This is a genomic window from Massilia eurypsychrophila, from assembly GCF_002760655.1.
Classification (GTDB): Bacteria; Pseudomonadota; Gammaproteobacteria; order Burkholderiales; family Burkholderiaceae_D; genus JAFCUW01.
The window spans coordinates 191,476-210,819 of record NZ_PDOC01000007.1 but is presented as its reverse complement, the minus strand read 5'-3'; the positions used below and the strand labels follow the sequence as shown (position 1 = coordinate 210,819).

The following is a 19,344-nucleotide window of genomic DNA, read 5'->3' as shown; positions in this document are numbered from 1 at the left end:
CGCGTTTTACGTTGCCGATAGCCGGATTGTTTCAGCTTTTTTACAATTCGCGCTAACAATTGCCACTAGGCTAGCATTAGAATACTTATCCCAAATTTAATTAAAAAGTCAGGGTAAAGATGATACGTTTGCCGCTTAGCTTGGCAGCCTTGTGCCTCACCGTGTCCGCATTTGCGGCTGAACCGTTCGACGACAAGTTCCGCCAGCTCGACGAATTGTTACCGACGCCAAGCACGATCCGCACCGCGTCGGGCGCGCCAGGACACGCTTACTGGCAGCAGCGCGCCGACTACACGATCCGCGCCACGCTCGACGAAGCGAACCGCGCCATCAGCGCCAGCGGCTCCATCACGTATCACAACAACTCCCCCGACACCCTGAACTACCTGTGGCTGCAGCTGGACCAGAACCTGTTCACCCCGGGCTCGGACAACCGCACCAGCGCCACCGTGCCGTCGCGCGAGGCGTGGTCCAAGGGCCGCAGCGCCGAAGACGGCATGCGCTTCGACGCCATGCGTTCGATCCTCGAGAGCCGCACCTTCGACGGCGGCTTCAAGATCGCCTCGGTCAAGGCCGACGGCCAGCCGCTCAAGTTCGTCATCAACAAGACGATGATGCGGATCGACCTGCCGCGTGGCCTGAAACCTGGCGCCAAGTACGTCTTCAGCATCGACTGGAACTACAAGATCAACGACGCCAAGGTACTCGGCGGGCGTGCCGGCTACGAGCGCTTCGACGACGCCGACAAGAACGACCTGTTCGAGATCGCCCAGTGGTTCCCGCGCCTGGCCGCCTACTACGACGTCTATGGCTGGCAGCACAAGCAGTTCCTCGGCAACGGCGAATTTACGCTCGAATTCGGCGACTACGACATCTCGCTGACGGTGCCGGCGGACCATATCGTCGCCAGTACCGGCGAACTGCAAAACCCGGACTCGGTGCTGACAGCCGCCCAGCGCGACCGCCTGCGCCAGGCGCGCACCGCCACCAAGCCGGTGATCATCGTCACCCAGGCGGAAGCCGAACTGGCCGAGAAATCGCGCAGCAGCACCAGCAAGACGTGGCACTTCAAGGCCAAGAACGTGCGCGACTTCGCATGGGCGTCGAGCCGCAAGTTCATCTGGGACGCACAGGGTTACAAGAAGGACGGCACCGACACGATGGCGATGTCGTTCTATCCGAAGGAAGGCAATCCACTGTGGGAGAAGTACTCGACCCAGGCGATCGTCCACACCATCGAACAGTACAACAAGTACTCGCTGGACTACCCGTACCCGACCGCCATCTCGGTCAACGGTCCGGTCGGCGGCATGGAATACCCGATGATCTCGTTTAACGGCCCGCGTCCGATCAAGGACAAGAAGACCGGCGAGATCACCTATTCGAAGCAGTCGAAGTATGGCCTGATCGGCGTCATCATCCACGAAGTGGGCCACAACTACTTCCCGATGATCGTCAATTCCGACGAGCGCCAGTGGACCTGGATGGACGAGGGCCTCAACAGCTTCGTGCAGTATCTGGCCGAGCAGGCGTGGGAAGAGAACTATCCGCAGTCGCGCGGAGAACCGCGCGCGATCGTCGACTACATGCGCAGCAAGAACCAGGTGCCGATCATGACGAACTCGGAGTCGCTGTTGCAGTTCGGCGCCAACGCCTACGCCAAGCCGACCACCGCCTTGATCGTGCTGCGCGAGACCGTGCTCGGTCGCGAGCTGTTCGATTTTGCGTTCCGCGAGTATTCGCAGCGCTGGAAGTTCAAGCGCCCGACGCCGTCGGACTTCTTCCGCACCATGGAAGACGCTTCGGGCACCGACCTTGACTGGTTCTGGCGCGGCTGGTTCTATACCACCGACGCGGTCGACGTCAGCGTCGACGGCATCAGCGAGTATGGCGTCAGCAGCAAGAACCCGGAAATCGAGAAGGCATGGCGCAAGGCGCAGAAGGACGCCGAGCCGGTGTCGCTGACCAACCAGCGCAACAAGGGCATGGCGCGCCGGGTCGAGGCGCATCCGGAACTGAAGGACTTCTACAACGAGAACGGCGACTTCACCGTCACCAACAAGGACCGCAACAAGTACAACGAGACGATCGAAACGCTGGAACCCTGGGAAAAGGCGCTGCTTGCGCAGGGCAAGCACCTGTACCTGGTCGACTTCTCGAACATCGGCGGGCTGGTGACGCCGCTGGTGCTGGAGATTGAACTCAAGGGCGGCAAGAAGTACATCGAGCGCATCCCGGCCGAAGTGTGGCGCTATTCGTCGAAGAAGATCACCAAGCTGATCGTCACCGACGAGCCGATGGTCAGCCTGGTGCAGGACCCGTACTGGGAAACGGCCGACACCGACGTCAGCAACAACGCCTGGCCGCGCAAGATCACGCCGTCGCGCGTGGAGCTGTTCAAGACCGAACGCGGCGCCAACGACCTGATGAAGGATTTCAGGACGCCGCTCAAGTCGAAGGACGCCAAAGACAAAGAAGCCAAGCAAGAGAAGAAAGCGGAGTAAGCCCGACCACATTGAAAGCATGCCGGCAGCCGCGCAATTTGCGCCGCTGCCGGTTCTCGTTCCAGACCAGTCTATTCGCCATGACCCTCAAACACCTCCACGCCGCCATCGCCACCCTGCTCCTGTCGTTCTCCGCGCTTGCGGCCGATCCGTTCGACGACAAGTTCCGCCAGCTCGACGAGCTGCTGCCGACGCCAGGCGCAATCCGCACCGCTTCCGGCGCGCCGGGGAACGCCTACTGGCAGCAGCGCGCCGACTACAAGCTGCGCGCCACGCTGGACGAAGCGGCGCGTTCGATCAGCGGCGCCGGAACCGTCACGTACCACAACAATTCGCCCGACACGCTGTCCTACCTTTGGGTGCAGCTGGACCAGAACATGTTCCGCGCCGATTCGGACAACCGCAAGATCGCCACCGTGCCTTCGCGCGAAGCATGGGCGAGCACGCGCGAAGCGGACGGCCTGAAGTTCGAGGCGATGCGCTTCAATCTCGAAAGCCGCGGCTTCGACGGCGGCTTCAACATCAAGTCGGTCAAGACCGGGGATGGCCAGCCGCTGCGCCACGTGATCAACAAGACGATGATGCGGATCGATCTGCCGCAACCGATGAAGCCGGGCGCGCGCTTTTCATTCAGCATGGAGTGGAGCTTCAAGGTGGCCGAACTGAACGTGCTTGGACGGCGCAGCGGCTTCGAGCGCTTCAACGAGCAAGACAAGAACGACCTGTTCGAAATCGCCCAGTGGTATCCCCGCATGGCGGCCTACTACGACGCCGCCGGCTGGCAGAACAAGCAGTATCTCGGCGACGGCGAATTCACCCTCGAATTCGGCGACTACGACATCGAACTGACGGTACCGGCCGATCACATCGTCGCCAGCACCGGCGAACTGCAAAACCCGGGCTCGGTGCTCTCCGCCGCCCAGCGCGAGCGCCTGATTCAGGCGCGCAGCGCCAGCAAGCCGGTCATCATCGTCACCCAGGCCGAGGCCGAACTGGCCGAGAAATCGCGCAGCACCGCTACCAGGACGTGGCACTTCAAGGCCAAGAACGTGCGCGACTTCGCATGGGCGTCGAGCCGCAAGTTCATCTGGGATGCGCAGGGCTACAAGAACGGCGCCACCGACGTGATGGCGATGTCGTACTACCCGAAGGAAGGCAATCCGCTGTGGGAGAAGTATTCGACCCAGGCGATCGTCCACACCATCGACCAGTACAACAAGTATTCGTTCGACTATCCCTACCCGACGGCCATCTCGGTCAACGGCCCGGTCGGCGGCATGGAATACCCGATGATCTCGTTTAACGGCCCGCGCCCGACCAAGGACAAGAAGACCGGCGAAATCACCTACTCGAAGCAGACCAAGTATGGCCTGATCAGCGTGATCATTCACGAGGTGGGCCACAACTACTTCCCGATGATCGTCAATTCCGACGAACGCCAGTGGACCTGGATGGACGAAGGCATCAACAGCTTCGTGCAGTATCTCGCCGAGCAGGCGTGGGAAGAAGAGTATCCGCGCTCGCGCAGCGAGCCGCGCGCCATCGTCGACTACATGCGCAGCAAGAACCAGGTGCCGATCATGACGAACTCGGAGTCGGTGCTCCAGCGCGGCAACAATGCCTACGCCAAGCCGGCCACCGCGCTCAACATCCTGCGCGAGACCGTGCTCGGTCGCGAGCTGTTCGACTTCGCCTTCCGCGAATACGCACAGCGCTGGAAATTCAAGCGCCCGACGCCGTCGGACTTCTTCCGCACCATGGAAGACGCTTCGGGCACCGACCTTGACTGGTTCTGGCGCGGCTGGTTCTATACCACCGACGCGGTCGACGTCAGCGTCGACGGCATCAGCGAGTATGGCGTCAGCAGCAAGAACCCGGAAATCGAGAAGGCATGGCGCAAGGCGCAGAAGGACGCCGAGCCGGTGTCGCTGACCAACCAGCGCAACAAGGGCATGGCGCGCCGGGTCGAGGCGCATCCGGAACTGAAGGACTTCTACAACGAGAACGGCGACTTCACCGTCACCAACAAGGACCGCAACAAGTACAACGAGACGATCGAAACGCTGGAACCCTGGGAAAAGGCGCTGCTCGCGCAGGGCAAGCACCTGTACCTGGTCGACTTCTCGAACATCGGCGGGCTGGTGACGCCGCTGGTGCTGGAGATTGAACTCAAGAGCGGCAAGAAGTACATCGAGCGCATCCCGGCCGAAGTGTGGCGCTACTCGTCGAAGAAGATCACCAAGCTGATCGTCACCGACGAGCCGATGGTCGGCCTGGTGCAGGACCCGTACTGGGAAACGGCCGACACCGACGTCAGCAACAACGCCTGGCCGCGCAAGATCACGCCGTCGCGCGTGGAGCTGTTCAAGACCGAGCGCGGCACCAACGACCTGATGAAGGATTTCAGGACGCCGTTGAAGGGCAAGAACGAGAAGAAGGACGCGACGCCGGCGCCGAAGGCGGCGCAGTGATGGCGCGCCGTGTCCGCGCGCTGCTGGCCGCGGCAATCGCCTGCTGCTGTATGGCGGCGCAGGCACACCTGTTCCATGTCGGGATCACCGACGTCTCCTTCAACCAGAAAACCGGCAGCACGGAGTTCGTCCACACGTACACGACGCACGACGTCGAAGCTCTGCTGGCGAACCTGTATCAGCGCCAGTTCGACCTGTCGCAGCCGGAAGACGAGGAGATCTTTCGCAAGTACGTCGAGAAGAAGTTCTGGGTCGAGGCCGCCGACAAGGCGCGCCTGCCGCTGCGCTGGGTGGGGCTGTCGGTCGATGCGCAAAAGGTCGTGATCTACCAGGAGATCGAGAACACGCCGCTGTCGAAAGCGGTGTCGATCCACGACGAAGTGCTGATCGACTTCATCGCCGAGCAATCGAACACACTCAACGTCCAGGACAAGGGTATGATCCGTTCACTAATATTCGACCGAAAGAAGACCGACCAGGCCGTGCGCTGATTCCGCGGACATCCTGCTTGCCCTCCATGCTGCGATTGAGTCCCATTCCGTGCGCGCTGGCCGCGCTGCTGCTCCCTCTCCCTTGCCAGGCCGATGACGAAGTGCCGCAGCGCGTGCTCGTCACCGGCTCGCGCGCCAGCCAGCTTGGCGTTGCCGATTCGGCCAATGCCGGCACCGTCAGCCAGAAGCAGCTCGAGATGCGCACCGTGTACCGGCCCGGCGAACTGCTGGAAGCGACGCCCGGACTGATCGTCAGCCAGCATAGCGGCGAGGGCAAGGCCAACCAGTTCTACCTGCGCGGCTTCAACCTCGATCATGGCACCGACCTGCGCACCACGATCGACGACATGCCGGTCAACCAGCGCAGCCATGCGCACGGCCAGGGCTGGACCGACCTCAATTTCGTGATCCCCGAACTGACCGCGCGGCTCGACTACAAGAAGGGGCCCTACTCCGCGCTGGACGGCGACTTCGCCTCCGCCGGCAGCGCTGCCATGACGTATTCGAGCCGGCTGGCGCAGGGCGTCGCCACCGCCTCCGTCGGCGGCCACGGCTACGCGCGCACGATGGTGGCGGCGTCGCCTGAAGTGGGCAAGGGGCACCTGCTGTATGCGCTCGAAGCGCTGCACAGCGACGGCCCGTTCGTCCATCCCGAGGACTACCAGAAACTCAACGGCGTGCTGCGCTACAGCCAGGGCTTCGACAACAACGGCTTTTCGGTCACGGCGATGGCCTACCGCGGCAAATGGAACTCGACCGACCAGATCCCGCTGCGCGCGGTGGCCGACGGCTCGCTCGGCCGCTTCGACACGATCGATCCAACCGACGGCGGCAACGCGCGACGCTTCAGCCTGTCGGGAGTGTGGCGCAAGAGCGCCACCGACGCCTCGTCGAAGGTCAGCGCCTACGTGATCCGCAACCAGCTCGACCTGTATTCGAACTTCACCTACTTCCTCGACGATCCGGTCAACGGCGACCAGTTCAGCCAGCCGGACCGGCGCGTCACCAGCGGCGTCAATGCCAGCCACACGTGGCATGCACATGCGAGCGGCGTCAGCTCGGACCTGACGGTTGGCGTGCAACTGCAAAACGATAACGCGTTCAACGGCTTGTATAACACCCGTGCGCGGCAGCGCCTGGCCACCACGCGCGAAGACCATGTCGTCGAAACCAGCGCCGGCGTGTTTGCCGAACACCACGCGCGCTGGAGCGAGACGTTTCGCACCGTGGCGGGCCTGCGCAGCGACAGCTATCGCTTCAAGGTGCGCAGCGACCTGGCGGCCAATTCAGGCAACTCGCGCGACCAGCAGCTGAGCCCTTCGCTGGGCGCGGCGTTCGGCCCGTGGCGCCAGACCGAGTTGTACGTCAACCTGGGCAGCGGCTTTCACAGCAACGACGCGCGCGGCACGCTGACGACGATCGATCCGCGCACCGGCGAAGCGACCGAGAAAGTGCCGGGACTGGTGCGCTCGCGCGGGATGGAGCTGGGCGTACGCAGCGAAATCATCCCGCAGCTGCAAACCTCGCTGTCGCTGTACCGCCTCGACTTCGAGTCCGAGCTCACTTTCGTCGGCGACGCCGGCACGACCGAGGCGGGCCGCCCGAGCCGGCGCCACGGCATCGAGTTCTCGAACTACTACAAGCCGCTCAAGTGGCTGTCGGTCGACTTCGACCTGGCTTTCGCGCGTGCCCGTTCGCGCGATTTCGCGCCCGAGGGCAACCGCATTCCGGGCGCAGTGGAAGGCGTGGGCCAGCTCGCCCTCACGGTCGACCAGCTCGGTCCGTGGTCGGGCGCGCTACGGCTGCGCTACTTCGGTCCGCGCCCGCTGATCGAAGACAACAGCGTGCGATCCTCGCCGAGCGTGACCATCAACGGGCGTATTGCCTACCGCATCAACAAGACCATGAAGGTCGAGCTGGAGGGATTCAACTTGGCCAACCGGCGCGCTCCGGCGATCGAATACCTGTATGCCTCGCGCCTGCAAGGCGAAGCAGAGGGAAGCGACGACATCCACTTCCATCCGATCGAATCGCGCTCGGCGCGCCTCACCTTGGTAAAGAACTTCTAGCGCCGGGACCTGGTCTTACGCGGGCCGGGCAAAAATGCTACGCTAGCGCGATGAACACTGCGCACCCTTTGCCCCCCTTTACCGACCCGGCCCAGCTGGCCGATGACCTGCGCACTGCCGGCTACGCGCTGCTGCGGCCTGCCGATGTAGCCGCGCTGGCAGGCTGCAGCATCGATGAGCTCAGCGCGCTGGCGCCGAGCTGGGACCATCTGGCGCTCGACAACTACCTGAAGGACCGCGGCAACTACCGGCGCCGGCGCCACTCCTGCTTCCTCGACGATGGCGCCACGCTGGCGCTGACGGCGCACCGCGCGCACTGGCAGCCGGTCGAATACAACGCGCTGCACGGCGGCATGCACCGGCTGTTCGAACCGATCGAGCCGGCCACCATCGCGCAGCCGGCGTGGACGGCGCTGCTGCACGCGCTCGGCCAGGCCTGCTCGCAGGTGAAGAAGGTGCCGGTGTGGCACGTCGAAGCGCACCAGTTCCGCATCGATACGCTTGGCGGCATCGGCCGGCCGACGCCGGAAGGCGCGCACCGCGACGGCGTCGACTTCGTCGCCGTGCTGCTGGTCGGGCGCCATCGCATCAAGGGCGGCGAGACGCGCATCTTCGAGGCGGCCGGCAGCGGCGGCAAGCGCTTCACGATGGAACAGCCGTGGACGCTGCTGCTGCTCGACGACGCGTCGGTGATCCACGAATCGACGCCGATCCAGCCGACCGGCGAAAACGGCTACCGCGACACGCTGGTGCTGACCTGGCGCGCCGGCGCTTTCCAGGGCGAGGACAGCTAGCGCCTGGCGCCACATCCAACCAGTCACCCCGAGGGCACAACGTGGAACAAGCACACGAAATACAAGCGGAACAATTCGAAGTCCTGATCGTCGAGGACAGCCCGACCCAGGCCGAACGGCTGCGCCGCCTGATCCAGTCGGCCGGCTACCGCGTGCGCGTGGCCTCGAACGGCCAGCGCGCGCTGAACCTGATCCGCGAGCGGCTGCCGCAGCTGATCGTGTCCGATATCGTCATGCCGGAAATGAACGGCTATGACCTGTGCCGCGCGCTGAAGGCCGATGCGGCACTGGCCGCTATTCCCGTCATTCTGGTGACGGCGCTGAACGACGCCAAGGACATCATTCGCGGCATCGAGAGCGGCGCCGACAACTTCATCCGCAAGCCCTACTCGGAAGACTACCTGCTGAACCGCATCGGCCAGGTGCTGCAGAACCAGCGCCTGCGCCAGGATGCTGGGCCCGAGACCGGCATCGGCGTCTACCTCGGCGAGCAGAAGCACTTCATCACCGCCAGCCGCCAGCAGATGCTCGACCTGCTGATCTCCACCTACGAGCAGGCGGTGCAGGTCAACGCCGAGCTGCAGGCGCGCGAGCGCCAGGTGGTCGAACTGAATATACGGCTGTCGCATCACGCGGCCGAGCTGGAAGAGCAGAACCGCGAGATCGCCAAGAAGAATCTGGAGCTGGCCGAAGCGAGCCGCATGAAGTCGGCGTTCATCGCCAACATGTCGCACGAACTGCGCACGCCGCTCAACGCGATCATCGGCTTTACCGGCACCTTGCTGATGAAGCTACCCGGTCCGCTGACGGTGGACCAGGACAAGCAGCTGACGACGATCCGCACCAGCGCGCGCCACCTGCTGTCGCTGATCAACGACCTGCTCGACATGGCCAAGATCGAGGCGGGCAAAGTCACGCTGTCGCTGGCGCCCGTGCAGTGCCAGTCGCTGCTGGTCGAAACGGTCGATTCGCTGCGCCCGCTGGCGGCGCAAAAGGGTCTGGCGCTGACGGTGGAGATGCCGGCCGAGCAGATCGTCGTCAACTCCGACCAGCGCGCGCTGACGCAGATCGTCATCAACCTGGTCAACAACGCCATCAAGTTTACCGATCAGGGCGCGGTGCGGGTGACGCTGGGCCAGCGCGTGATCGACGGCGCGACGGTGACGGAATTTAGCGTCGCCGACAGTGGCGCCGGCATCCGGGCGGAAGACCAGTCGAAGCTGTTCGAGGCGTTTTCACAGCTCGACTCGACTTCGACGCGCCACGCCGAGGGCGCCGGGCTGGGGCTCTACCTGTGCCGCAACCTGGCCGGCCTGATGGGCGGCAGCCTGGTGTTTTCGAGCCAATTCGGCGTCGGCAGCACGTTCACGCTGCGGCTGCCGGCAGCTTCCAACTAGCAGCGCACGCGCCGGAAAAAAAACGCCCGCAACCTTGCGGTGGCGGGCGGCAATCCAATTTTGCTGGAAAATTGGAGGAGACAATTCCAATATAATCCGTTTTATGGTGCAGTGCAATACCGTAAAACTACTAGGCTAGCCTGTTATAATCTGGAAACCCGCGCTGCGCTGCGGCATGGCCGGGAAGATTTGCGCCAGCTGGCGGTCCGACAGGCGCAAATGGCGCTCGGCCACCTGCGCCAGCACTGAGCGGAAATCGGTCGTCACCGGCAGGTCGCGCCCTTCGTTGAGCGCGCTGTCGGCCACGCCTTGCCAGTCGCCGTACACCTTGCCGCCGGCCACCGCGCCGCCCATCACCCACATCACGTTACCGTGGCCGTGGTCGGTGCCGCCGTTGCCGTTCTCGCGCGCGGTGCGGCCAAATTCGGACATGACGATGACGGTGGTGTCCTCGAACATCGGGCCGAGGCGCTGCGCCAGCACTGCCAGGCCCTGCCCAAGCGGCGCCAGCCGATTGGCCAGCTGGCCGCGGCCGGCACCCTGGTTGGCGTGGGTATCCCAGCCGCCCAGCGCGACGAACGCCAGCTGCAGCTTGGAGTTATTGCGCATCAGCGTCGCCAGGCGCGCGGCGTCGTCCGGAAAGCCATTCGGCAGCGGCGCGCCGCCATCGGCCATGTTCATTTCGCCGGCCATCGACGCATCCATCACTTCCTTGTGCGCATCCTTGCCGTCCTTGTAGGCGCGGCCGAAGCGTTCGTGGCCGGCGTACAGCTGGTCGAACGCGGCGCCGATTGCCGGCCGGTCGAGGATGTTGGCGCGCGTGGCGGCCGCGCCGTTGGGCAGGTTGACCGCCGCCGCAGGACCCGACAGGATGCGCGGCATGACCGGCCCGATCGAGAGCGCGCGGCTCGGCGTCGAGGCGCCCGGCAGCGTGGCCACCAGGCGGTTCATCCAGCCGTCCGGCGTGTTCTTGCGGCCCGGCGTGGCCGACTCCATGTAGTCCTGCGCATCGAAGTGCGAGCGGGTGCTGTCGGGCGAGCCGCTGGCGTGCACGAAGGCGAGCTTCTTCTGCTGCCACAAGGGCTGCAGCATGGCCAGCGTCGGGTGCAGGCCGAAGTAGCCGTCCAGGTCGAGCGCGCCGCCGTCCAGGCCAGGTGCCGACAGCCCGATGGTCGGGCGCAGGCGCAGGTAGTTTTCGTCGCCGACCGGCGCCACCACGTTAAGGCCATCGACTGCGCCGCGCAGCATGATCACCACCAGCTTTTGTTTGGTCGGGTTGGCACTGGTGGCGGCCCAGGCGCCGCGGCCGACCGGCACCACCATGCTGGCGCCAAGCGCCATCGAATTGAGGAAGTCTCTGCGTTTCATTGTTGTTCTCCGCGTTTTAGCGTTGCATGAAGTCGGGGCTGCCAAGCAGCATGGCCGCGCGCAGCGGCGCGGCGCTGGAGGCGACCGTCGCCAGCGTGCGGCTGGAAATGCCGCCGCCCAGCGTCGCCTGCAGTTGCAGCGGATCGAGCGCCGGCGCGGCGGCAGCCGGCGCCGTGACCGCAGCCGGCGCCGCGGCGACCATGGCGCCATCCATCGCGCCGTCCATCGCACCGCTCATTGCGCCGTCCTTCGAGCCGTTCATCTGACGCAGCGGAACCGGCCGCTTCGGCACACTCGCCAGCGGCAGGCGGCCGCCCGCCAGCGCGGTGGCGAACGTGATGCGGCGCGACAGCGCGTCCGGATTCAGCCAGGCGTCCTGGGTATTCTTGTAGCCGTCCGGGGTCTGGCAGCCGTACAGCGGCATGCCGAGCTGGCCCATCGTCGCCACCAGCGGGGCGATATTGACCATCGGCGCGGCACTGGCGCGCGCCGCCGAAATGACGAACTGATATGGCGTCTTGAACTTGGCGCCTTGCGCCGCCGGCGCCATGAATTCGGCGCTGGCAAACAGCGTGCGCAGCACCGAGCGGATGTCGCCCTTCGAATCGAGGAAGGTCTTCGCCATGCGCTCGACCAGCACGGGCGGCGGGTTGTCCTGCACGAAGTACTGCGCCAGCTTGAAGCTGACATTGCGCGCGGTCGCCGGATGCGCCGCCAGCACGTCGAGCGCCATCTCGCCTTCGAGCTGGCCCTGCGGCGCCACTTCGCGCCCCAACCACAGCTTGACGCCCTGGTCGTGGCGCTTGTCATCGAAGCGGAAGGTCTGGTTGTCGCGTATCAGCGCGCGCTGATCGTAGGTCCAGCCGGTCAGCATGCGCGCCAGCTCGGTGACGTCCTTCTGGGTGTAGCCGCCGTCGACGCCGAGCGTGTGCAGTTCCATCAGCTCGCGCGCGTAGTTTTCGTTCAGGCCGCGCGCCTTGGCGGCGGGGCCGCGCCGCGGTCCAGGCGTGTAGCCGGCGGCGGTGGAAAGGTAGTTGTCGAGGTAGTACAGCATCGCCGGATGCTTCGCGGTGGCGCCGAGCATGGCGCGGAAGGAGCCCATCACGTGCGGGCGAATGGCGTCGCGCTCGTAGCTGGCCACCAGCGCGCGGTCGACGCCCTTGCCCTCAAAAACGTTGAAGTGGTTGTACCAGAAGTCGACCAGCACTTCCTCGAGCTGGCGCGGGCTGTCGATGGCGCGCAGCACGCGCGCCTCGGCCGTCTGCAGCGCGATGGCGCCAATGCCGGCGCGGCGGCGCTGCCTGGCGCCCTCTTCTTCGTCGCGCACTTCCTTCCTAAGTTCGGTAAACTCGGCGACGACGTCACCGGCACTGCGGTTGATGCTGTCGAGCGAGGCGAGGCGCTCGCTGAGCGCCTCGGGATATGCAATCGATGACGGTTCGAGCTGGCTGTCGATGTAGCGCTTCACGCCCATTTGCGTGACGCGCCCGATGTCGCCCGGTTTCGGACCGAAGGCGATGCGGTTCAGGACGTGCACCGCCTGCTGCTCGGCGCCAGGTGCGCTGGCATCGGCGGCGCGTGCCGGGGAAACCGCCAGCAGCAGGACAGCGATGACGGCGAAGGATAGTGTTTTTTTCATGGTCGGCCCAATCGAGGCAGCCGGTCAATCCCGGCTGTACCAAGATATCCTAATTGTCATCGTCGTTAAAGGTTTCCGTGTTTCAATCGTAAGCAGATGTAACGGCACATCAAACAATCGATTTAGTTATATCGGCCGTTTCATTTTTGTGGTGTAATCCGTCAATGGAAGAATCCGGCACCAACACCCACGACGAAGGCCGCAAGACCCGGTCGGACGGCGCGCAGTCGCGCCAGCGCTTGCTGCTGGCAGCGATGCGCCTGTTCGCCGCACAGGGCTTCGCCAAGACCTCGACGCGCGAAATCGCGCTCGCCGCCGGCACCAACATCGCCTCGATCAGCTACTACTTCGGCGACAAGGCCGGCCTGTACCGCGCCGCGTTCGGCGAAATCAATGCGTGCACCGCCTCGGACACGGACGTCTTTGCCAATCCGCAGGCCTCGCTGCGCGAGTCGCTCCACGGCTTCTACGTCATGCTGCTCGAGCCGCTCAAGCAGGGCGACCTGGCGCGCCTTTGCATGCGCATGTGGTTCCGCGAAATGGTCGAGCCGACCGGCATGTGGCTGGCCGAGATCGACAACGGCATCAAGCCGGCCCACGCCGCCCTGGTGCGGGTGCTGGCGCGCCACATGGGAATCGCCGAAACCGGCGATGACGTGGCGCGGCTGGCGTTTTGCGTGGTTGGCCTGGCCACCCAGGTGATGATCACGCGCGACGTCATCGACCAGATCTCCCCGCAGCTGTTAGCCAGCGACACGGCCCTCGACAGCTGGGTGGCGCGCATGGTCGACTATGCAGAGGCGATGGTCAACGCCGACCAGGCGCGCCTGGCCGCCGCCGCAACGACACCAACATCACCGCCACGAAAGAAGAACGCATGACGATATTTCGCAATCTGATGACGGCTGCCGCTCCGCTCGCGCTGTGCGCCTGCGCGCTGTCGCCGCCGCCGCAAAGGGTCGCCGCGCCGGTGCCACCGCAATGGTTCGCCTCGCCCGCGCACAACGGCAGCCTGACCGACCTGGCCAGCTGGTGGCAGCGCCAGGGCGATCCACTGCTGGTGCAGCTGATCGATGCGGCGCAGGGCGCCAGCCCGAACGTGTCGACGGCGCGCGCGCGCATCGCGCAGTCGCGCGCCGAACGCGTGGCGGCCGGCGCGGCCCTGCTGCCGTCGGTCGACGCCGGCGCCAGCATCATCCGCAGCAACCAGCAAAGCGCCCTGCCGATGGGTACCACCAGCCAGGCGGCGTTCCAGGCGGCGTGGGAGATCGATTTGTTTGGCGGGCGCCGCGCCGAGCGGCGCGCCGCCGACGAGCGCTTCGTCGGCGCGCAGGCCGGCTGGCACGAGGCGCGCGTTTCGGTCGCCGCCGAGGTGGCCAACCAGTACTACGCGCTGCGCGCCTGCGGCATGCTGCTGGCGGTGGCCGACCAGGATGCGGCCTCGCGCGCCGACAGCGCGCGCCTGACCCAGCTGACCACCGACGCCGGCTTCCAGTCGCCGGCCAACGCCGCGCTGGCGCGCGCCAGCGCGGCCGAAGGCAAGGCCCGCGCCACCTTGCAGCGCGCGCTGTGCGACCTCGACGTCAAGGCGCTGGTGGCGCTGACGGCGCTGCCGGAACCGGAACTGCGCCAGAAGCTGATAAGTGCGGTGGCAACGCCGGCGGCGCCGATCGAGATCAGCGCGCTGCCGGCCGACACGCTGGCGCAGCGTCCCGACGTGTTCAACGCCGAACGCGAAGTGGCCGCGGCCAGCTTCGACGTCGGCAGCGCCCAGTCGCAGCGCTATCCGCGCCTGACGTTGCAAGGATCGGTCGGCGCCGGCAACTTGCGCAGCGGCGGCGTCAACACCACCATCGACACCTGGAGCATCGGCCCGCTGGCGCTGACGGTACCGGTGTTCGACGCCGGCGCGCGAGCCGCCAACGTCGACGCGGCCAGTGCGCGCTACGACAACGCCGTCGTCACCTATCGCGCGGTGGCGCGCCAGGCAGTGCGCGAAGTGGAGGATGCTCTGGTCACCCTGCACAGCACGGCCGGCCGCAGCGGCGACGCCCAGGTGGCGCTGGAAGGCTACCGCTATTCGTTCCGCGCCACCGAAGACCTGTACAAGAACGGCCTGGCCAGCCTGCTGCAGCTGGAAGACGCGCGCCGCACTTACCTGGCCGCCGAAATCGCGCTGGTAAACCTGCAGCGCGAACGCAACGGCGCGTGGATCGCGCTGTACCGCGCCGCCGGCGGCGGCTGGAACGCCGCAGCCGCTAACTAAGATCCCGATATCAACATGATGCGCCTCGAACCCGGAAACAAGACCATGAAAAACCTGTTACTCAACCCTGCATCGGCCCTCGTCCTCGGCGTCGTTGCCGCTTGCGCCGCCGCCACGCTGCTCGTGTCGCCAAGCTCGATCGCGGCCGACGACAAGAAGCCCGGCGCGGCCAAGCCGGCGCTGACCGTCACCACCGTGCGCGCGTCGCCGGCGCGCCTGCCGATCAAGCTTGCCGCCAATGGCAACGTGGTGGCGTGGCAGGAAGCGATCATCGGCAGTGAGACCGGCGGCTTTCGCCTGACCGAAGTGCGCGTCAACGTCGGCGACATCGTCAAGAAGGGCCAGGTGCTGGCCGTGTTCTCCGCCGACAGCGTCAACGCCGACGTGGCGCAGGCGCGCGCGGCGCTGCAGGAAACGCGCGCAAACGCTGCCGAAGCGGCGGCCAATGCGGCGCGCGCACGCACCCTGCAGTCGTCGGGCGCGCTCAGCGGACAGCAGATCAGCCAGTACATGACGGCCGAGCAGACCGCCAATGCCCGCATCGCCGCCTCGCAAGCGACACTGTCGGCGCAGCAGCTGCGCCTGAAGTACACGCAGGTGGTGGCGCCCGACAGCGGCGTCATCTCGGCACGCACCGCCACCGTCGGCTCGGTGGTGGGCGTCGGCACCGAGTTGTTCCGCATGATCCGCCAGGGCCGCCTCGAGTGGCGCGCCGAAGTGACGGCGTCCGAACTGTCGCGCGTCAAGCCGGGCACCAGCGCGCTGGTGAAGGCGGCCAATGGGTCCGAGCTGACGGGGCGCGTGCGCATGATTGCGCCGACCATCGATCCGCAGACCCGTTCCGCGCTGGTATATGTGGACCTGCCGCCGATGCTGGGCGCGAGCGCGCCGTTCAAGGCCGGCATGTTCGCCAGCGGCCAGTTCGAACTGGGCATATCGGACGCGATGACGGTGCCGCAGCAGTCGGTGGTGGTGCGCGACGGCTTCAGCTACGTGTTCCGCCTCAATGCCGACCAGCGCGTCAGCCAGCTCAAGGTGCAGACCGGGCGCCGCGTGGCTGACCGCATCGAAGTGGTCAGCGGCCTCACGCCCGAGACGCTGGTGGTGGTCGGCGGCGCCGGCTTCCTCAACGACGGCGACCTGGTACGCAACGTGCCCGCTCCAGCATCGGCGCCGGCCGCCGCCGTCGCCGCGAAATAAGGACTGGCCATGAATTTTTCCGCACTATCGATCAAGAACCCGGTCCCGGCGATCATGCTGTTCATCCTGCTGTCGCTGGCGGGCCTGCTCGCCTACAAGGCCAACAAGGTCCAGGACTTCCCCGACATCGAGCTGCCGATCGTCACCGTCACGGCGGTGCTCGACGGCGCTGCCCCGGCGCAGCTGGAAACCGAAGTGGCGCGCAAGATCGAGGATTCGGTCGCCACCTTGCAGGGCGTGAAGAACATCTACTCGAAGGTGCTCGACGGCGTGGCCACGGTCACGGTCGAATTCATCCTAGAGAAAAATATCGCCGAAGGCGTCAACGACGTGCGCGACGCGGTGGCGCGCGTCAAGGCTGACTTGCCGGCCGAGATGCGCGACCCGACCGTCACCAAGGCGTCCACCGCCGGGCGCGTGGTGCTGACGTTCGTGGCGCAGGCGGCCGCAGGGCGCGGTAACGCCGGGCTGGACGACCAGGAAGTGAGCTGGTTCGTCGACAACACGGTGGCCAAGCGGCTGCTCAGCGTTCCCGGCGTGGGCGCCGTCAAGCGGGTCGGCGGCGTCACGCGCGAGGTGCGGGTTGAACTCGACGACGCGCGCATGGCCGGCTTGCAGGTCGCCGCGGTCGACGTCTCGCGCCAGCTGCGCAATGTCCAGCGCGAAGCGCCGGGCGGGCGCGGCGACGTCAGCGGCGCCGAGCAATCGGTGCGCACGATCGCCACCGTCAAGAGCGCGGCCGAACTGGCGGCGCTCGACATTCCACTGGCCGACGGGCGCCGCGTGCGCCTCGACCAGGTCGCCAAGGTCACCGACACGGTGTCCGAGCCGCGCTCTTTCGCCGAGCACGATGGCAAGCGGGTGGTCGGCTTTGAAGTATTCCGCACCAAGGGCGCCAGCGAAGTCGAAGTGGCGGCCGGCGCGCGCGAAGCGATCAAGTTGCTGCAGACGGAGCACGCCAACGTCGTGCTCAAGGAAGTGATCGACAACGCCAAGCCGGTCGAAGAGAATTTCGTCGGCTCGATGGAGCTGCTGTATGAAGGCGCACTGCTGGCGATCCTGGTGGTGTGGTGGTTCCTGCGCGACTGGCGCGCCACGCTGGTGGCGGCCGCCGCCTTGCCGCTGTCGGTGATTCCGGCCTTCCTCGGCCAGTACCTGTTCGGCTACACGCTCAACACCGTCACCTTGCTGTCGCTCGCGCTGGTGGTCGGTGTGCTGGTGGACGACGCGATCGTCGAGATCGAGAACATCTCGCGCCACCTGCGGATGGGGAAAACGCCGATGCAGGCGGCGCTGGAAGCGGCCGACGAAATCGGCATGGCGGTGATCGCCACGACGTTCGCGCTGGTGGCGGTGTTTTTGCCGACCGCTTTCATGGGCGGCATCCCGGGCCTGTTCTTCAAGCAGTTCGGCTGGACCGCGGTGCTGGCGATTCTCGCCTCCCTGGTGGTGGCGCGACTGCTGACGCCGATGATGGCGGCCTACATCATGAAGCCGACCGCGCACCGCGAGGAAAAGGACGGCTGGATCATGCAGCGCTACATGCGCGCCATGAAGTGGTGCCTGAACCACCGCCTGATCACGGCGATTGCGTCGGGCCTGTTCTTCATCGGCTCGATTGCGCTGGTGCCGCTGCTGCCGACCGGCTTCGTGCCGCCGGCCGACCGCGGCCAGACGCAGATCAACCTCGAACTGCCGCCCGGCTCCACGCTGGCGGAAACGCGGGTCGTCGCCGAGCAGGCGCGCCTGGCGGCGATGCAGGTGAAAGGCATCACCGGCGTATTCAGCTCGATCGGCGGCGGCTCCAGCGGCGACGCATTCGCCCCTGGCGCGGCGGCCGAAGCACGGCGCGCTGTGCTGACCCTGACCACGCTGCACCGCACCGACCGCAAGGAATCGATGGACGCGCTGGAGCGCCAGATCCGCGCCAGGCTCGACCAGATTCCGGGCGCGCGCTTTAACGTCGGCCCGCCGGACACCGGCGTCAAGATGCAGCTGGTGCTGCGCAGCGAAGACCCGGTGGCCCTGACCGCATCGGCGCAGCAGGTCGAACGCGAGCTGCGCACCTTGAAGGGCGTCGGCAACGTCAGCTCGAGCGCGTCGCTGGTGCGCCCCGAAATCATCGTGCGGCCGAATTTCGCCAGGGCCGCGGACCTGGGCGTGACGGCGTCGGCGATCGGCGAGACCGTTCGCGTGGCAACCGCCGGCGACTACGACACCGCGCTGACCAAGCTCAATCTGTCGGAGCGCCAGGTGCCGATCCGCGTCAAGCTGCCCGACGCGGTACGCGCCGACCTGGCCGCCATTGGACGCCTGACGGTGCCCGGCAAGAACGGCCCGGTCATGCTGGCCAACGTCGCCGACATCACGATGGAAAGCGGACCGGCGCAGATCGACCGGCTCAATCGCAGCCGCAACGTCACGCTCGAAGTGGAACTGTCGGGACGCTCGCTGGGCGAAGTCAACGCCGAGGCGCGCGCGCTGCCGGCGATGGCGAACCTGCCGGCATCGGTGAAAATCGCCGAACTGGGCGACGCGCAGGAGATGGCGGCGCTGTTTGCCAGCTTCGGCGTCGCCATGCTGATCGGCGTGCTGTGCATCTACGGCGTGCTGGTGCTGCTGTTCAAGGACTTCATGCAGCCGATCACGATCCTGGCCGCGCTGCCGCTGTCGATCGGCGGCGCCTTCGTGGCGCTCTTGATCACCGGGCAGGCGCTGTCGATGCCGTCGATGATCGGCCTGATCATGCTGATGGGGATCGTGACGAAGAACTCGATTCTGCTGGTCGACTACGCGATCCTGGCGCGCCAGGCCGGCATGAACCGGTTCGACGCGCTGGTCGACGCTTGCCACAAGCGTAGCCGGCCGATCATCATGACCACCATTGCGATGGGCGCCGGCATGATGCCGCTGGCGCTGGGCTGGGGCGCCGACCCGAGCTTCCGTTCGCCGATGGCGATTGCGGTCATCGGCGGCCTGATCACGTCGACCCTGCTGAGCCTTCTGGTGGTGCCGGCCGTGTTCACCGTCGTCGACGACTTCGAACACTTCCTCGGCCGGACGATGCGCCGCATGCGCGGCAATCCGCCGGTGGTCGTCAAGACGGAACCGGTTGTGGACATGATGAAGTAAGCAGTTCTTCCAA

General features: G+C 65.9%; 12 protein-coding genes. 10 read left to right on the top strand and 2 right to left on the bottom strand.

What is annotated here, in order from left to right:
* Positions 1 to 119 precede the first annotated feature (119 nt).
* The 6 genes from CR105_RS13965 (at position 120) to CR105_RS13940 (ending at position 9,726) form a co-directional block, all read left to right on the top strand.
* On the top strand, positions 120 to 2,504 hold the full coding sequence (locus CR105_RS13965) for a M1 family metallopeptidase (protein ID WP_099789064.1): 2,385 nt from the start codon (positions 120 to 122) through the stop codon (positions 2,502 to 2,504).
* An 80-nt stretch (positions 2,505 to 2,584) separates the two neighbouring features.
* Complete coding sequence (locus tag CR105_RS13960) at positions 2,585 to 4,975, top strand: M1 family metallopeptidase (RefSeq protein ID WP_099789063.1); 2,391 nt, start codon at positions 2,585 to 2,587, stop codon at positions 4,973 to 4,975.
* Positions 4,975 to 5,466, top strand: a complete 492-nt coding sequence (locus CR105_RS13955; protein ID WP_099789062.1) for a DUF6702 family protein — start codon at positions 4,975 to 4,977, stop codon at positions 5,464 to 5,466. The genes CR105_RS13960 and CR105_RS13955 overlap by 1 nt, the downstream gene beginning before the upstream one ends.
* A 26-nt stretch (positions 5,467 to 5,492) precedes the next feature.
* On the top strand, positions 5,493 to 7,535 hold the full coding sequence (locus CR105_RS13950) for a TonB-dependent receptor (RefSeq protein ID WP_099789061.1): 2,043 nt from the start codon (positions 5,493 to 5,495) through the stop codon (positions 7,533 to 7,535).
* Positions 7,536 to 7,585: 50 nt separating this feature from the next.
* Positions 7,586 to 8,329, top strand: coding sequence for a 2OG-Fe dioxygenase family protein (locus CR105_RS13945; RefSeq protein WP_099789060.1), 744 nt, complete (start codon positions 7,586 to 7,588; stop codon positions 8,327 to 8,329).
* 41 nt (positions 8,330 to 8,370) lie between these two features.
* Positions 8,371 to 9,726 carry a hybrid sensor histidine kinase/response regulator gene (locus CR105_RS13940; RefSeq protein ID WP_099789059.1) on the top strand — a complete coding sequence of 452 codons (1,356 nt, stop codon included), beginning with the start codon at positions 8,371 to 8,373 and terminating at the stop codon, positions 9,724 to 9,726.
* A 135-nt stretch (positions 9,727 to 9,861) separates the two neighbouring features.
* Here the strand turns inward: CR105_RS13940 and CR105_RS13935 are convergent, their stop codons facing one another.
* The gene (locus CR105_RS13935; RefSeq protein ID WP_099789058.1) at positions 9,862 to 11,094 is read right to left on the bottom strand and encodes a DUF1501 domain-containing protein; all 1,233 of its coding nucleotides are present in this window, start codon (positions 11,092 to 11,094) and stop codon (positions 9,862 to 9,864) included.
* A gap of 16 nt (positions 11,095 to 11,110) precedes the next feature.
* The gene (locus tag CR105_RS13930) at positions 11,111 to 12,733 is read right to left on the bottom strand and encodes a DUF1800 domain-containing protein (RefSeq protein ID WP_099789057.1); all 1,623 of its coding nucleotides are present in this window, start codon (positions 12,731 to 12,733) and stop codon (positions 11,111 to 11,113) included.
* Positions 12,734 to 12,897: 164 nt separating this feature from the next.
* On the opposite strand from CR105_RS13930, the gene CR105_RS13925 reads away from it, so the two are divergent.
* Genes CR105_RS13925 through CR105_RS13910 form a run of 4 tightly spaced genes read left to right on the top strand, consistent with a single transcriptional unit; the run spans position 12,898 to position 19,331 of the window.
* Complete coding sequence (locus CR105_RS13925) at positions 12,898 to 13,614, top strand: CerR family C-terminal domain-containing protein (protein ID WP_099789056.1); 717 nt, start codon at positions 12,898 to 12,900, stop codon at positions 13,612 to 13,614.
* Complete coding sequence (locus CR105_RS13920; protein WP_099789055.1) at positions 13,611 to 14,999, top strand: efflux transporter outer membrane subunit; 1,389 nt, start codon at positions 13,611 to 13,613, stop codon at positions 14,997 to 14,999. The genes CR105_RS13925 and CR105_RS13920 overlap by 4 nt, the downstream gene beginning before the upstream one ends.
* A gap of 45 nt (positions 15,000 to 15,044) precedes the next feature.
* Entirely contained in the window at positions 15,045 to 16,199 is a 1,155-nt protein-coding gene (locus tag CR105_RS13915) for an efflux RND transporter periplasmic adaptor subunit (RefSeq protein WP_099789104.1), read from the top strand.
* Between the two features lie 9 nt (positions 16,200 to 16,208).
* A complete protein-coding gene (locus CR105_RS13910) occupies positions 16,209 to 19,331 on the top strand; it encodes an efflux RND transporter permease subunit (RefSeq protein WP_099789054.1) in 3,123 nt (1,040 codons plus the stop codon).
* Positions 19,332 to 19,344 lie beyond the last annotated feature (13 nt).